Raw genomic sequence first — 15,872 nt, forward strand, 5'->3', positions numbered from 1 at the left:
CTTCTCTCAGAAAAGTGAAAATAAAACAGTATTTAGTTTCTTATATGAAAAAAATGTTTTAATTTCGTAAAGCTAAAAATTTAATAACCAATCAACCAAAAACACAGCCTTATCATGATACAATTTGCAATGGAATTCGTAATGAAAATCGTAGATTTAATTAGCGGTTTGTTTTAAGAGCGATAATATTTCAATATATTTGTAAAGTATAACCAAAGTTTGGTTATACTTTTTTGTTTTTAATCCAAGAAATCTATGAAAAAGCTGATAGGCAAAGCAATGTTAAAGATATTAGGCTGGAAAGTCGTTCTGCAGGGCGATGTCAACAACCTGAACAGATGTATACTGGTAGTGGCTCCCCATACCCATAACATGGAATACATTTTAGGAAATTTCGCCTACTGGTCTTTAGAAAAGCCTTTAAAAATTATTATTAAAGACGCTCATACCAAAGCATGGTATGGAAGTATCGTAAAAGGACTTGGAGGTATAGGGATTGACAGAAGCCAGAAAAACGACCTGGTGAACTTCGTGGCCAACCAGTTTTCTAAAGAGGACTTCAGTCTTGTAATAACCCCGGAAGGAACCAGAAGCTGGGTTCCGAAATGGAGAAAAGGATTTTACCATATGGCTTTGGCAGCAAAGGTTCCTATCGTACTGGCAGCAGGTGATTTCAAAAGAAAAATTGTTTACCTGGGATACACGATCCCTTATGAAAGAATAGCATCGGTACCTTTTTCTGAGATCATGCAGGAGATTCAGGATTATTATATAAAAAATGATATTGTTCCTAAAGTTCCGGCCAACTGGAATCCCAATATTATGGGAACCGGGAATGAACAGGACAGTGTAAAACAGAATTAATCAATCATCATTTAGCAATTGTAAAATGAAAGGCCAGACAAAAGAAGAAATATTAGCTTTTATCAATAACTGGGGAGACGTAACCCTTGCCAAAACACTTGAAATAAAATTCATCGATATTGATCTTGAAAACGAAACCCTTACCGCAACAATGCCAGTTCTTCCGAGAACTCATCAACCTTTTGGTATCATGCATGGAGGGGCCAGCTGTGTTTTAGCTGAAACTTTGGGTTCAAGCCTGTCCAATATTTTTATTGATGGCGAAAAGTATTATGGAGTGGGAACCAATATCAACTCCAATCACCTAAGAAGCAAAAAAGACGGTATTGTAACCGCGACAGCACGTTTTATCCGAAAAGGAAAAACCATGCACGTTTCTGAAATTGAAATCCGCGACGAAAAGGGCGTTCTTATTAATCATACGACAATGACCAATAACATTATTCACAGATAAGAATTTGATCTAGATAAAAAAATAAAGAGCTTAAAATAAATTTAAGCTCTTTTAATTTTGACATCTTTAAGACTAGTAATACCTTTGCAGAAAGGAAAATCATCGTGGAAATTTTCTCTATTATTTTCCGCTGATGATTTTCAAAATCCTTCATAACTCATGATTTATTTCAAACTTCCATTCGACGAAAGACTACTATCAGCTGATCAAAAAAACAAAAAGAATGCAGTTACCTTTTTTGCTTATAACGGCTTAGATCAGATCAGTTTTCATGGAGATATTACTGAAATTGATCCTTCAGAATTTTCACATATTTTTATTGCAAATGAAAATTTGATAAATGATTCAACCAATTCTTCTGCCGAGACTAAAGAAGAGTACTGCAAAACATTGCAGGAAGTAATTGAAGTCATTAAAGAAAATAGCCTGGCAAAGCTTGTCTACTCGCGAAGAAAGATTTTCAAAGACTTTACAGCAATTGATTATAAGGAAAGTTTTAAAAATCTATGTGCATCCTATCCGAATGCTTTCAGATATCTCTTTAATGATGGGCAAAATGCATGGATGGGAGCTTTCTCAGAAGTATTAGGAAAGTTTGACAAAACTACCCATGAATTTGAAACGATGGCTCTTGCCGGAACCCTTCCGGTATCCGAGGAATGGTCTGAAAAAGAAATTGAAGAACAGAAGCCGGTTACCACTTACATTCAGGATATTCTTAAAAGTTATTCCGACGATGTAAAACAGTCGGAAACATATGATCATATTTCCGGAAATATAAAGCACCTGCGAACAGACTTTAAAACCCATATAAAACCCGAATATCTTGACAGCCTCATTCAGGATTTACACCCTACTCCAGCCGTTTGTGGTATCCCTAAAGATTTTTGCAACGAAAATATCCGTAAATACGAAAAATTTCCACGTGAGTTATATGCCGGTTATATTAAGATCGAAACACAAGAGAACATTTTTTATTTTGTGAACCTGCGTTGCGCAAGACTCTACAAAGGCTCTGTACACGTTTTTGTAGGAGGCGGAATAACAGCCCAAAGTAACCCTGAAAAAGAATGGAGAGAAACCGAACTGAAGTCTGAAGCAATATTGAAAAATTTAGTTATTTCATAGAATTTTGTAGAATTTTCTATCATTGTAAAGTTCTAACCGCAATTTGCAAAGGTTTGCACTGATTTTGGTGTTATTTTCTTTGCTGAGTGACAACGCCTTTGCGAACGATTTTAAAGCATGAATAAAAACTTTGTGAGCTTTGCGTTGTATTCATTCTAACACCTAAAACCTCCAACCTATTACCCAATAAAAAACCTCCTTCAAAAAAGAAAGAGGCTATATCTATATTGAAATATTCAATTTATTTCTTTAAACCAATTCTGCTCCAGGTATCCATTACAAAAAGTAAGATAAGGCCTATTGCAGCAGCACCAGCTGAGAATACAAACCTAACATTATCCTCATCTCCCAAAATATCTGTTGCCTGCCAGTTGATAGCATAAAGATTGATGGTGATGAAAACAAGAAACAGTACTAAAAATACTTTATAAAACTTCTTCATGACTCTTAAAAATTAATATAATTCTGCACCAGCTGGGCAAAATTTGCGGTGAATAATTTAATTGAAATTGCCAAAAGGATGATTCCGAAAACTTTCTGAAGGATCATTAAAGTAGCATCCCCGATTTTCTTCTCCAACCATTTCGCTGATTTCAGCACCAAATATACGAAAATTGTATTAAGAATAATTCCGCAGATAATATTAATATCATGAAATTCAGCTCTCAGGGATAGTGCAGTCGTTAAAGTTCCAGCTCCTGCAACCAGCGGAAATGCGATGGGGACAATAGATGCGGCCTTTGCTTCAGTTGTTTTATTGATTTCAATTCCCAGAATCATTTCCAGAGCTATGACAAAAATCACAAAAGCTCCGGCAATGGCAAAGGAATTGACATCAACTCCAATAAGTTTAAGGATCTTGTTTCCCACAAATAGAAAAACAATCATGATAGCTCCGGCAGTGATTGCAGCCTTTCCTGCTTCAATCTGCCCAAACTTCTGTTGAAGGCTTACTATAATAGGAACTGAGCCGATGATATCGATAACGGCAAAAAGAACCATAAAGCTGGTAACAATCTCTTTAAAAGAAAAACCATCAAAAATTTCCATCTCTTTGTAATTAAAAATTTCGCAAAAATATGAAAATAAACTGATTATTTGCTAATTTGTGAATATAAATTAACAATTGTTTTCAAAAGTTCTTCAAGACCTTCAGCAGACCTTACAGGATTATATTTTTCCATCTGAACTTTCTGCTGCAATTTACTGTATTCCTCAGCAACAGAAGAACCTTTGTGCTTTTCAAGAAAAGTCTTAAACTCCATGGCAGAACCCTGAAAATACTGGCTTCTTACTTCCTCGTCCAATTCTTCCAGTGTAGCAAAAAACTTTTCATACTCTCCGTTATCTTTAAGATTTTCCAGATATCCAAAGTAATCATTGATGTCCGTTTTCATCAATTCCCGGATCTCTTTTTCTGTTTCAGCTACTGATCCTAAAGGTTTTGACGGTACAGTTTCCCTAACTAATGTACGTTTTTTTTGCCAATTTTTAAATAACAGATAGGCTATAAATAAGCTTATCAGAATAGCAATATTTGTCAGAAGAATATTCCAGTGAAATTTGCTCTTTTCTTTTACTTTGAATGAAGTGGTTTTTAAAACCGGAGTATTCACCGTCTCCAGAAGATTATTGGTATACTCATTTACTTTTTCCACAGTAGAGCGGGCCTCCATAATCTGATCGTGAGAAAATGCATTCAGATCCAGTGTTTTCTGCCCCAAATCTACATATTCTTTATTTTCAGGATTAAAGAAAGCAAACTGCTCAGTTTTAATGGAGATTGCCCCTGATTTTTTTGGAATAATTACATAATTAGCAAGGATTTCACCCTTCATCCCTGCAGTTCCCGGAGCAACTTTAGATGTAATTTTCGGAGCAAATACTTCATAATCCGGAGAAGCCGCAATTTTGGGAAGTTCCATATCCGGTAAATTACCTTCACCTGAAACTTTCACTACCACATTCAGAGGTTTTTTAGCTTCCGGTTTTTCTTTAGAAGCGTTATATACGTTTACATTAAAGTTTCCAACAGCATTTTTAAAACATTCTGGAGCTCCTTCAGGGAGCTTCCTTACATTGATTTTAACTTTATTGGAAACAATTTTGGTTTTATTTGAATAAGTACTTAGTGATGCGGATACTCCCGGAACTTCCACATACCCTGCTTCATTCGGAAATACCATAAACATAGCCAGAACCTGTGAGGGCATATTGGCATATCCGGACGGATCTATCTCAGATTTATCAAAACTGATAGGATGTACATTGATATTATCCTGTTTTGGAAGATGAATATTTTTCACCTTTCTCAGGTTATCCATGTTTCTTGAGTACACTCTCAAAACAGCTACTGTAGGCTGGTCCTGATAGACATCTCTGTCCTCGATCTCCATATTCAGATAAACATCATTGGAGGTATTGGCAGCCAACGATCTTCTGTCTACAAGATCACGGATATTGATATCAAACGGTTCTGTTTTGTAAATTCTGTTATTGACAGTAACCAATACTGAACCAATTTTTATTTTCCCTTTTTTCTTTGGTTCAAGGGCAATTCTGGATACCTTTTGGGTAATTAAAGTGTTGGTGGCCGGATCAATCACGGTATTGGTAACAGATCCGCTTCCTATGATATTAAATTTTGAAAGATCCGGAAGCTGGAAACCTGTCTGCTGCACAAGGTCACTTCCGTTAAGTTCAAGAACAATAGTAAGATTGATGATATCCTTACCTGCATACTCTGATTTATCTGCATCCATAGAAAGATTTACCTGTCCGTAAGTAATTACGGACGCAAGAGTAAGCAATATGTAAATCAATTTGTGCTGCATCACCAATCTTTCTCGTTGCTTTCAGGCATCGAATAAGAATTTTTATTTAAAATTCTTCTGGCGGTTTCTTTTTCTTTTTCGTTTATTTTATCTAAGATCGCATTTTCAAGATTCTTTGGCATCCTGCCTTCGTTATTCTGATTCTGCTTAGGATTGTCACCCTGGTCACTTTTACCTTCGTTCTGAGGGCCGTTACCCTGATCCTGTTTTTTGTCTTTGTCGCCTCTCTGATCGTCACCTTTGTTCTGATCATTTCCGCCGCCGCCTTTTCCTGAGTTATTCTGTTCGTTTTTTTGTTGTTGTTTTTCTTTTTCTTTCAGTTTGGCAATTTCATAATTTTTACGGGTTACCTCACTGTAGGGATCCTGCTTCAGGGCTTTTTTATAATAATCAGCTGCTTTTTCAGGCTGATTCATCTGCATATAAGCATTTCCTAAATTATGCAGAGCTGCTGTTTTATCAGGAAGTGTCTGTGAAAGCTTTTCTGCTTTTTCAAACTCTGCTTTTGCTTCTTCGTATTTTTTATTTTTGTATAAAGCATTCCCCATGTTATAATGAGCAGTAAAATCTTTATCATTGGATTTTATTGCTTCCATATATTTTGAAGAAGCACCATCATAGTCTTTACCGTCAAATTTCTGATTGCCTTCATGAACTAAATTCTTATAGCTTTCCTGCCCAAACAAGAAGCCTGAGAATGAGATGACAACAATAAACGACAAAAATATGATTTTAGTATTCATCACTTGCAAAATTATTCCTTTATATGTTAAGAAACAGAGTTTTATTTGTTAAAATTCGGTTAAAGTACTTGTAGAATTTCTTCTATAAATAAAGGAAAAACTACACATTAAAATCCTTTTTTGGATTAAAAATATAAATTAAAAAGAAAAACAGAATAGATACTGCAAGAAAATATTGATAATAATGATTAGCATTCTGTGATTTCACCATGGTTTCTGCGCCTGCAGACTTCTTATTCACAGCATCTACGATTCTGTCCGGAGCTTCATTGATGTTATTTCCGTCAATATAAGTACCGCCTGTAGATTCAGCCATTTTCTTCAAAGCTTCGGTTTGTCTTTTTGAGATTACTGTTCCCCCATTCATATCGGTTTTATAACCCATCAGCTGCCCAAATACATATTCCGGAACCGGAGCTCCTTCATCTGTACCAATTCCTACAGAAGTAATGCTTATTCCTTCTTTGTTGGCTAATCGTATAGCTGCATTATCATTCCCTTCATTATCTTCACCATCGCTCAGTAAAACAACTTTTCTGGAACCTTTGCTTACATTTTTAAACTTCTCCACTGCAGCCTGCATCCCTTTCAGAAAATCTGTCCCCTGAATCTGCATTGAATTGGTTTCAATACCGCTGATATAAGTTTCCGCAGAGTTATAATCAGTAGTAAGAGGCATAATAGACATTGCCTGTCCGGCAAAAATCACAATACCAACCTTATCATTAGTCATTTTCTTCAAGGAGGCTGTCATCAGATTCTTAGCTTCTGAGAGACGGCTTGGGTCTATATCCTCAGCATTCATAGAATTGGATACATCCAGCATAAAAATTACATTATTCAGCTTCTGGGTACTCTTTACTTCTTCCGATCCATTCAGAAGATCAATGATAGAGAATATCAAAAATAAGGTCCCTAATAGATAGAGCGCAGGAAAAAACTTTGTAAATCCTGATTTCTTTTCAAATAAGTTATCATGAAACTGACTGGCTGCAAAAATTTCTCTTTTTTTGTTTCTCCATTGTAAGAAACGGATCATAAAAGAAGCTAACAGCGGCAGAAGCAACAGTAAAAACAAATACCAATAATTTCCTAAAGACCAACTCATCAGCTTAAAATTTTATAAAAAACCCATCTCAACAGTGCATCAAACACCAGCATTCCCAAAGCAATCCAAAGGAAAATCTTAAAATATTCCTCATAGTTGTAAAGCTTGGAAACTTTCACATCTGACTTCTCCAGCTGGTTAATCTCATCATATACTTCTTCCAGACTGCTGTTTGAAGTGGCTCTGAAATATTTCCCTCCTGTAGTCTGTGCGATTTCTCTTAAAGTATTTTCATCAATAGTAACCTCTGCTTCAGTAAAGATAAGATCTCCAAAGATGTCCTGCGATGTCGGCATCAGAGCATAACCATTGGTCCCGATTCCGATTGCATATACCTTTATATTATTATTTTTTGCCAGTTCGGCAGCAACCTGTGGAGGAATCGCATTCTGGATATTGCTTACCCCATCGGTCATCAGGATGACTACTTTACTTTTAGCTTTGCTTTTAATCAAATGATTCACAGCAACGGAAAGCCCTTCTCCAATCGCCGTACCTGCTTCAAGGCCGGCAGAATTCAGATTTTTAATTTCATCAACAACAACCTGATGATCCGATGTAACAGGGACTTTTGTAAAAGCTTCCGCAGCATAAGCCACCACTCCTATCCTGTCATTAGGACGTTTCTGGACAAATTTTACTGCAATATCCTTCAGTGCCGTAATACGATCAGGATTTAAATCCTTTGCCAGCATACTTAAAGACACATCAATAGATAACATAATATCTACTCCCTTTGTATCATCTCTATCCTGAGAAATTGTAAACGTTCTCGGCCTTGCCATGGCAATAATCAAAGCGGAAAGAATGATATATTTTGAGATTTTCAGTAAAAAAAGTACCCCTTGTATGCCACCGCTGTGATCCATGTTTTTTATTGTAGGCACCTTTATACCCTTTCTTTTCTTTCTCCCGATATCTTTAATTAAAAGTGGGATAAACAGCAGAAAAAGCAGTAAAAACCATGGGCTGTAAAACTCAAAATTAAACATCCTTTCTTAAGTTTTCGAATTCTAAATCCTTAGATGATCTTTTTACAAACTCCCTGATATTGGCAAAATCTTTTTCCATAGTTTCCTTATCAGGAAAAGTTTTGGCAAATTTCACCAGATCGCCTCTCAGAAATACATCTTCCACAATTTTTTCGTTATCCTGGGAAATTGTATTATTCTTTTTCATGACATCAATAAGGTCATCAGTAAGAAGGACATCCGCCGGAAGCTGATATTGTCTGGTAATAAAGGTTCTGGAAATATCAATCAATTCAACATAAAAAGACCGAAAATTACCTCCCTCAATATATTTTTTCTTTTTAAGTGAATCCAGCTCTTTCAAAGTCTGGTTAGTAGCCACCACAGGGGAACTCTTCGACTTTCTGCCCCATTTTACAAACATAATAATAGCAATAATCAAAGCAATTGCTGCCAGTGCTGCCAGAATATAAAACTTATAAAGCTCCCAATAATCCTTCGCCTCAAGTTTGACTTCCTTGTTTTTCATGATATCATTAATCTGGTCTGCTTTCTGAGCAGTATTGATGACATCTATCTCATAGGGGATTGTTTTAAGTATTTTATCCCCCACTTTGAATTCCAGTTCCGGAATGGTAAATTTCCCTTCATCAAAAACAGCAAATTCAATTTTCCTTTCATAAGAATTGGCATTTTGCCCGATACTGTCTTTAGTTTCTTCAAAATGAAAAGGAAGCAGCTCATTTTTCGGAGCTGAAGCAACTTTCTGCCCATTAAGATTATCAATCTTTATGGTAATATGATTGGTTTCTCCCAGTGCAAGGGTTTTCTTTTCTACATTAGAGGATAATATCTGTGAAAAAACATTTGCACAGATCAGAAAAGGTAGTATTAAAAATATTTTTCTCAATGTTACAATAATAAAGGCAGCTGCCTGATATTTTTATTTACGGACAAAGCCCGATGTTATTTTTTCTGAAAGTAATTATACAGTAATTTTGAATAATCTGATCCTGTATTGATATTCATAAAACTTGCAGAGCTGTTGGCAAAATCTTCTTCCAAAGCTCTCAGCTTTTGTTTCTGAGCTTCTGCAAAAGTATATCTCCATCTTGCGCTGGAGGTATTAGCCCAGATCTCCTTTCCGGTTTCTGCATCATACAAAAGGGCATATCCTACATCAGGAATTTCATTATCCTTTTCATCATAAATCCTCATTCCCAGCAGCTGGTGTTTCTTTGAAGCCACTCTCAGCATTTTGGAATCATAGCCATCTTCAAAGTCTGAAAACAGGAATACCAGAGATTTCCTTTTAAATATCCCCATCATGTATTCCAGCGCTTTGTCTATTTTAGATTCTACCGGAACATAATCTGCCGTCAGGATATTACTGATAATGGACAGAATATGTTTTCTTCCTTTCTGAGGAGGAATTACCTTGTATACTTTATCAGCAAAAAGGATCAGTCCTACCTTATCATTATTCCCGGCAGCAGAAAAGCCTAAACTCGCAGCAATTTCTGCTACATATTCTCTTTTCAGCTGAACTTTTGTTCCGTAATCCATGGAAGCAGAAATATCAACGAGAATCATCATCGTCAGCTCTCTTTCTTCTTCCATTACCTTTACGAACGGTTCACGGAAACGTGCGGTCTTATTCCAGTCGATTCTCCTGATCTCATCGCCAAACTGATAGGGACGAACTTCAGAAAAAGTCATTCCCTGCCCTTTAAAGGCACTGTGATATTGTCCCATCAAAGCAGCCTCCGTCTTTTTTCTGGTACGGATTTCAATCTGCTTTACTTTTTTTACAATATCTTTTATCTGCATAGACAAGTTTAAAATTTAATATTCAAAGTTAATATCGATGCGGGATCCGGGTTAATCTTTTAACTCAATAGATACATTCAGCCACTCGCTCTCAAACTTTGTACTGTATTTTTTATAAAAATTGATAGCTGGTTCGTTCCAGTTCAATACCTGAAACACCATTCCGCTGTAATTATTTAATTTTCCATGTTCCAGCGTTACATCAAACAGTTTCTTTCCGATCTGCTTTCCTCTCAATTTTTCCGTTACTACAAGATCTTCAAGATACAGCCTTCTCCCCTTCCATGTTGAATAGCGGTCATAATACAATGATATCCCAACTATTTTCTCTTCATATTCCGCCACAAAAGCTCCCCATACCGGAGAAGTACCAAAACCATCCTGAATAAAATCTTCCAGCGTTACAGTTACTTCATGCAATGCTTTTTCATATTCTGCCAATTCTCTGATTAAATCCAACATGGAAGCACAGTCTTCCAGAACTGCTTTTCTTATGATCACTTCACTCATTATGGTGCCTGGATTTTTGCTAAAATTCTGTTGATGATTTCTTCTGTTGAAATCTCTTCGGCTTCAGCCTCGAATGTTAAGCCCATTCTGTGTCTTAAGACATCTTTTGCCAACGCTTTAACATCTTCCGGAATTACAAATGCTCTTCCTTTCAAGAATGCGTAGGCTCTTGAAGCGATAGCAAGATTAATGGAGGCTCTTGGGGAGGCTCCGAAACTGATATAATTTTTAAGTTCAGAAAGCCCGTAGTTCTCAGGATAACGTGTGGCAAATACCATATCCAGAATATATTTTTCAATTTTCTCATCCAGATAAATCTGGTTGATCAATTCTTTAGCGTCTACAATGTCCTGAAGTGAAATCACCGGTTTCACAGTAGGTTGGTGTGAAGTTGAAACCATTCTCATCACCTGTCTTTCATCTTCAAAAGCAGGATAATCGATCGTGCATTTCAGCATAAAACGGTCGCTTTGCGCTTCAGGCAGCAGATAAGTTCCTTCCTGATCAATCGGGTTTTGGGTTGCCAATACCAGGAATGGTTTTGGAAGCTTCATGGTTTCATCACCAATGGTCACCTGTTTTTCCTGCATTACTTCCAGAAGGGCCGACTGTACTTTGGCCGGTGCACGGTTGATCTCATCAGCCAGTACAAAATTTGCAAATACAGGACCTTTTTTTATAGAAAAATCATTGTCTTTGATATTATAGATCATGGTTCCCACTACGTCTGCAGGAAGTAAATCCGGTGTAAACTGAATCCTTGAAAACTCTCCATGAACAGCATCTGCAAGCGTTTTTATCGCTAAGGTTTTGGCCAGTCCGGGCACTCCCTCAAGAAGAACGTGACCATTCCCCAAAAGCCCAACCAAAAGACGGTCTACCATGTATTCCTGCCCAATAATAACTTTGTTGATTTCCTGTCTCAGAAGAGAAAATAAGTAGTTTTTTTCTTTTACTTTTTCCGTCAATTGGCGGATATCTTCAGCTTGATATATCTCTGACATAGCTTGATTTAAAATAAGTGGTAAATTTCTGATAAATACTTGCATTAATCAACATAATAAATGCCATTTTTGAGTTAAAGTTTGTTAAATATTCCAGCATTTATGCAAGATCAAGAATGGCTGAAGCCTTAAAACTCAATAAGATTATCATTTTTTTTCATAAAAATATATAAATTTCACTTTAATCTCCCGCTCAAAAATTGTCATTTCCAGTTTATTAAACTATTTTTGGAGATTAAAAATTTTGCAAAATGAATTATCATTTTCAAGCACACAGACAGGTAAGAAAGAACCTTTTAGGCATTCTTCAGAACACATCTCATGAAGATCTGATTCTGATTCCGGATGGTTTCAACAACAATATTTACTGGAATATTGCACATACGGTTGCCACACAGCAGCTGCTGCACTACTATCTGAGCGGAAATCCGTTCCGTATTGATAAATATTGGATAGAAACCTATAAGAAAGGGACCTTACCCAACTTAAATGTTCAGAAATCAGAAGTGGAGGATTTAGAATTTTTACTTACAGAAACTTCGAAGATTCTGATGAAGGATTATGACAGCGATTTTTTTTCTGACTATACTCCCTATACCACAAGTTTCGGGATGGATCTGAAAAGCATCCAGGATGCCATTATCTTCAACAACATGCACGAAAGTCTTCACTACGGGTATGTGTTGTCACAGAAAAGAGCAATTTTAGGAGAGAAGTATTAGTTCTTAGTTTAACGTTTAAGGTTATGGGAACTATTAATAGATTTGAGGATTTAGAGATATGGAAATTATCCAGACAACTTTGTCATGAGATTTATGAAATTATTGAATCTACCAACCTTAAAAACAATTTTAAACTTTGTAATCAAATCGATGGATCTTCAGAATCAGTAATGGATAATATTGCTGAAGGATTTGAAAGAAACGGGAACAAAGAATTTATACAATTTCTTTCTATCGCGAAAGCTTCCTGTGGAGAAACCAGATCACAACTGTATCGGTTTTTTGACAGAAGTTTTATTTCGCAGGAAAAATTTGAAACATTAATTGAGCAGACTGAAACGTTAAGTAAAAAGATCAGCTCTTTTATAAAATATTTAAATACAACAGATTTAAAGGGAACAAAGTACAAACTTTAAATTCAAAAACTTTAAAACATTAAGCTTTGAACCTTAAACAAAATTTTAACAACTCAATGAAAGACGATTTTATTTTCGGGCTGCGTCCCGTTATTGAAGCAATTGAAGCGGGAAAAACAATTGACAAGATCTTTGTGCAGAACGCACTTCAGGGTCCTATTTATGCTGAATTAAAAGCCATTTTAGCGAAAAATAAAATCCGTCCCAATTATGTTCCGGTTGAAAAACTAAACCGTTTTACAAGAAAAAACCACCAGGGTGTGGTTGCTTTTATTTCGGATGTTCCGTTTCATAAAGTGGAGGATATTGTTCCACAGTTATTCGAACAGGGAAAAACCCCTTTTCTTTTGATTCTGGACAGACTTACTGATGTAAGAAATTTTGGGGCCATCTGCAGAACGGCAGAATGTGTAGGTATTGATGCCGTTATCATTCCGGAAAAAGGAGCCGCTCCTATCAATTCTGATGCCATAAAAACTTCAGCAGGAGCAATCTACAATATCAAGATATGTAAGGAAAATAACCTTGCACATACGGTAGACTTTCTTCAGCAAAGCGGAATTTCTGTGTATGCAGCCAGTGAAAAAGCTCAGAAATTAATCTATGATGTGAACTTTACAGAGCCATGTGCTGTTGTGATGGGAAATGAAGAAACCGGAATCTCTAAAGAAGTATTACATCATGCTGACGAAAAAATAAAACTTCCTATTGAAGGAAAAACCCAATCCCTGAATGTTTCTGTAGCATGTGGAGCAATTTTATATGAAGCGGTAAGGCAGAAAATGACTGTAATACCCAATCCGTAAACGATGAAAATACAATCACTTTTATCCTTATTTTTTGTCCCGTTGGTTTTTAATGCCCAGTCAAAAAAAATAGCAACAGACAACAGGCTTACGACTGATCTTGATAAAATGGTTCAGAAAGAAGCTCTGGTCTATATGCAGGATCCTTCACGTGTAGGGCTTTCAATAGGTGTTTTTAAAGATGGTAAAAGTTATTTTTATAATTATGGAACCACGGAACTGGGGCAACAACAACTCCCAACCTCCAAAAGTCTGTATGAGATTGCTTCCATTACCAAAACCTTTACCGGAACGCTTCTCGCTCATGCCTTAGTAGACGGTAAAGTCAAAATGGATGATGATATCCGAAAATATATAGGAAATTATCCTAATCTTGAATTTGAAAAGCATCCTATAATCATTGGAAATCTTACCAATCATTCGTCAGGATTACCGCAATTTTTACCGGATCAGTCAGAAACCTTCAAAAAGCCAATGGACTCCATTGCTTTAGCCCTGTCTGATTTTTATAAAAACTATTCTAAAAAGAAGTTTTATGAGGATCTCCATCAGGCTAAACTGGATTTTGTTCCGGGCTTAGAGTATAAATATTCCAATACGGGAACGCAAATCGCAGGAGATATCCTGGAAAAAGTATACCATAAAAGCTATGCAGATCTCCTTGCAGAGTATATTACAAAGCCTTTGAAAATGAATCATACTATTCTTGGTACGAATTCTGCACAGCTATTGACTTGTTATAATGAAAAAGGAAAAGTAATGCCCAGGAATTTCACCACAATTTTTGGCCCGGCAGGTGGAATTATATCTACTACGGAGGATCTGGTAAAATATATGAAATACCATTTGGATGAAAGTAATAAGTATGTGAAAGCCTCTCATATTCCTTATGTAAAAAGTAAAGGAGATGCTATTGGCCTGTACTGGAGGTTACACACGTATGAAGATGGAACTCAAACCGTTTATCATACAGGAGGTACATTTGGTTTTTCAAGTGTACTTCAGATTTATCCTTCAAAAAACATGGGAGTCGTAATACTTTCCAATGAATCTGATAGAGAATCTCAGGGAAAACTGCAGGATATTGCAGACAATTTATTAAGAAATAGTAGTAAAAAATAAAGTTAAACATCGAATGAAGAACATTGCAGCGCTTGCGCTTATATCATCAATAGCCCTTGTATCTTGTAAAAAAGAAACGGCAAAAATAACAAAAGTAGATCCTAAAACCGGAAAAACGGTCACTGTAGAAGTCCCTGCTGATTCTGTGGCGAAAGTCTCAGAAAATCCTGCTATCAAGGACTCTGCGGGAGTTATCACACAGACTTTCAAGCTTGAAAAAGGAAAAACATATCCTCTTACCACCTATCAGAGAGATGTGAAGACAATGACTGACCCTCAGGGAAAATCAATCACTGCAACAAGTGAATCTACAGATGAAATGAATTTCGTGGTAGATGATATTAAAGGAAATGTATATGAGATGACCCTTAATCTTGTGGCGAAAAGAAACTCTCAGTCTGCACAGGGAAAAACAGTAATCGTAGATACTAAACTTCCTCTTCCTAAAGAAGATGATCTTAAAATGATCTGGAATGTCAACAAAGCACTTACCGGAAACAAACTTCAGATGAAGATGGATACGAAAGGGAATGTGATTTCTATTACAGGATTTGATGCTGTATACACAAAAGTTGGGAATGCAGTAGGTACGCTGATCAAAGATGCCAATGAAAAAGCAAGCGTAGTAGCAAGCCTTAAACAGTCATTCAATGAAAAAGTACTGAAAGATCAATTCCACAAAAACCTGATGATTATTCCTAAAAAAGGAGTGAAAATTGGCGAAAAGTGGTCAACTTCCGAAAGTGCTGACCCAAGTGGAAATGTAAAAGTAACATCGAATTATGTACTGAAAAGCTTAGGAAACGGAATAGCAGAAATTGCAGTAACCGGAGGAATTCCTAAGAAAACAGAGAAGAAAGCTCAGGGACCGATTACTCACAGCCTGAGCAGTGAACTGGTTCAGAACGGAGCCATTAAGTTTGACGAAAGTACAGGATGGATTACCAACCAGAATATCAACGTAAAAACAACTCAGATAGAAACTATTTCCGATGGAAAGCAGTCTCAGTCTATGAAAAGCGTTTCCAATTCTTCTGTAATGGTAAACCCATCTGCTAAATAACTTGAATAAACATTCAGTGTTTAAAATAACTTTTAAACACTGAACTTTAAACAAAAAACATTATGAAGTACATTCTTGAGTTAGTCCTCACTGCCATTATTATTTTCTTTGTCTGGAACATTCTTAAAAGAATCTTCTTCAAGACTTTCTACAGCTATCGTTTCAACAATGATGACCAGAATAAAAGACAGCAGGACATACACAACTCGAATAAGAATAACAACCAGAGCCTTAACTGGGATGCAGAAACTGTAGACTACGAAGAGGTAAAAGAGAGTAATGACAAAAGGTAAAAAT

General features: G+C 36.3%; 19 protein-coding genes. 9 read left to right on the forward strand and 10 right to left on the reverse strand.

Features of this window, described 5'->3' with window-relative positions; genetic code table 11:
• The first annotated feature begins 255 nt into the window (after positions 1-255).
• The 3 genes from AC3FI7_RS10045 (at position 256) to AC3FI7_RS10055 (ending at position 2,446) form a co-directional block, all read left to right on the forward strand.
• Positions 256-864, forward strand: a complete 609-nt coding sequence (locus AC3FI7_RS10045) for a 1-acyl-sn-glycerol-3-phosphate acyltransferase (protein WP_142723193.1) — start codon at positions 256-258, stop codon at positions 862-864.
• Between the two features lie 25 nt (positions 865-889).
• Complete coding sequence (locus AC3FI7_RS10050) at positions 890-1,318, forward strand: PaaI family thioesterase (protein ID WP_002977570.1); 429 nt, start codon at positions 890-892, stop codon at positions 1,316-1,318.
• 159 nt (positions 1,319-1,477) lie between these two features.
• The gene (locus AC3FI7_RS10055; protein ID WP_491461969.1) at positions 1,478-2,446 is read left to right on the forward strand and encodes a chorismate-binding protein; all 969 of its coding nucleotides are present in this window, start codon (positions 1,478-1,480) and stop codon (positions 2,444-2,446) included.
• A 241-nt stretch (positions 2,447-2,687) separates the two neighbouring features.
• Here the strand turns inward: AC3FI7_RS10055 and AC3FI7_RS10060 are convergent, their stop codons facing one another.
• The 10 genes from AC3FI7_RS10060 to AC3FI7_RS10105 all read right to left on the reverse strand — a co-directional run bounded on the left by AC3FI7_RS10060 (position 2,688) and on the right by AC3FI7_RS10105 (position 11,446).
• Positions 2,688-2,888: a hypothetical protein gene (locus AC3FI7_RS10060; RefSeq protein ID WP_142723191.1), complete on the reverse strand. Its 201-nt coding sequence runs from the start codon at positions 2,886-2,888 to the stop codon at positions 2,688-2,690.
• A 5-nt stretch (positions 2,889-2,893) separates the two neighbouring features.
• Positions 2,894-3,496, reverse strand: coding sequence for a MarC family protein (locus AC3FI7_RS10065; RefSeq protein ID WP_062674416.1), 603 nt, complete (start codon positions 3,494-3,496; stop codon positions 2,894-2,896).
• 44 nt (positions 3,497-3,540) lie between these two features.
• Positions 3,541-5,280 carry a BatD family protein gene (locus tag AC3FI7_RS10070; RefSeq protein ID WP_142723190.1) on the reverse strand — a complete coding sequence of 580 codons (1,740 nt, stop codon included), beginning with the start codon at positions 5,278-5,280 and terminating at the stop codon, positions 3,541-3,543.
• On the reverse strand, positions 5,280-6,023 hold the full coding sequence (locus AC3FI7_RS10075) for a tetratricopeptide repeat protein (RefSeq protein WP_343659282.1): 744 nt from the start codon (positions 6,021-6,023) through the stop codon (positions 5,280-5,282). The genes AC3FI7_RS10070 and AC3FI7_RS10075 overlap by 1 nt, the downstream gene beginning before the upstream one ends.
• A 100-nt stretch (positions 6,024-6,123) precedes the next feature.
• Positions 6,124-7,131 (reverse strand): vWA domain-containing protein, encoded by a 1,008-nt coding sequence (locus tag AC3FI7_RS10080; RefSeq protein WP_142723188.1) that lies wholly within the window; start codon positions 7,129-7,131, stop codon positions 6,124-6,126.
• The gene (locus AC3FI7_RS10085; RefSeq protein ID WP_142723187.1) at positions 7,131-8,123 is read right to left on the reverse strand and encodes a VWA domain-containing protein; all 993 of its coding nucleotides are present in this window, start codon (positions 8,121-8,123) and stop codon (positions 7,131-7,133) included. The genes AC3FI7_RS10080 and AC3FI7_RS10085 overlap by 1 nt, the downstream gene beginning before the upstream one ends.
• A complete protein-coding gene (locus AC3FI7_RS10090) occupies positions 8,116-9,012 on the reverse strand; it encodes a BatD family protein (protein ID WP_142723186.1) in 897 nt (298 codons plus the stop codon). Before AC3FI7_RS10090 ends, AC3FI7_RS10085 begins: the two co-directional genes overlap by 8 nt.
• A gap of 56 nt (positions 9,013-9,068) precedes the next feature.
• A complete protein-coding gene (locus AC3FI7_RS10095) occupies positions 9,069-9,932 on the reverse strand; it encodes a DUF58 domain-containing protein (protein WP_491461970.1) in 864 nt (287 codons plus the stop codon).
• Positions 9,933-9,983: 51 nt separating this feature from the next.
• Positions 9,984-10,442, reverse strand: coding sequence for a GNAT family N-acetyltransferase (locus AC3FI7_RS10100; RefSeq protein ID WP_491461971.1), 459 nt, complete (start codon positions 10,440-10,442; stop codon positions 9,984-9,986).
• Complete coding sequence (locus AC3FI7_RS10105; RefSeq protein ID WP_041461642.1) at positions 10,442-11,446, reverse strand: AAA family ATPase; 1,005 nt, start codon at positions 11,444-11,446, stop codon at positions 10,442-10,444. Before AC3FI7_RS10105 ends, AC3FI7_RS10100 begins: the two co-directional genes overlap by 1 nt.
• Before the next feature lie 251 nt (positions 11,447-11,697).
• On the opposite strand from AC3FI7_RS10105, the gene AC3FI7_RS10110 reads away from it, so the two are divergent.
• The 6 genes from AC3FI7_RS10110 to AC3FI7_RS10135 all read left to right on the forward strand — a co-directional run bounded on the left by AC3FI7_RS10110 (position 11,698) and on the right by AC3FI7_RS10135 (position 15,868).
• Positions 11,698-12,168 carry a DinB family protein gene (locus AC3FI7_RS10110; RefSeq protein WP_343659288.1) on the forward strand — a complete coding sequence of 157 codons (471 nt, stop codon included), beginning with the start codon at positions 11,698-11,700 and terminating at the stop codon, positions 12,166-12,168.
• 23 nt (positions 12,169-12,191) lie between these two features.
• Positions 12,192-12,584, forward strand: coding sequence for a four helix bundle protein (locus tag AC3FI7_RS10115; protein WP_343659289.1), 393 nt, complete (start codon positions 12,192-12,194; stop codon positions 12,582-12,584).
• 56 nt (positions 12,585-12,640) lie between these two features.
• Positions 12,641-13,390, forward strand: a complete 750-nt coding sequence (gene rlmB, locus AC3FI7_RS10120) for a 23S rRNA (guanosine(2251)-2'-O)-methyltransferase RlmB (protein WP_343659291.1) — start codon at positions 12,641-12,643, stop codon at positions 13,388-13,390.
• Positions 13,391-13,393: 3 nt separating this feature from the next.
• Positions 13,394-14,512, forward strand: a complete 1,119-nt coding sequence (locus tag AC3FI7_RS10125; protein WP_491461972.1) for a serine hydrolase domain-containing protein — start codon at positions 13,394-13,396, stop codon at positions 14,510-14,512.
• Between the two features lie 13 nt (positions 14,513-14,525).
• Positions 14,526-15,575: a DUF6263 family protein gene (locus AC3FI7_RS10130; protein ID WP_491461973.1), complete on the forward strand. Its 1,050-nt coding sequence runs from the start codon at positions 14,526-14,528 to the stop codon at positions 15,573-15,575.
• Positions 15,576-15,637: 62 nt separating this feature from the next.
• On the forward strand, positions 15,638-15,868 hold the full coding sequence (locus AC3FI7_RS10135) for a hypothetical protein (RefSeq protein WP_142723179.1): 231 nt from the start codon (positions 15,638-15,640) through the stop codon (positions 15,866-15,868).
• Positions 15,869-15,872 lie beyond the last annotated feature (4 nt).

Source organism: Chryseobacterium sp. TQ-BC-N36, from assembly GCF_058382295.1.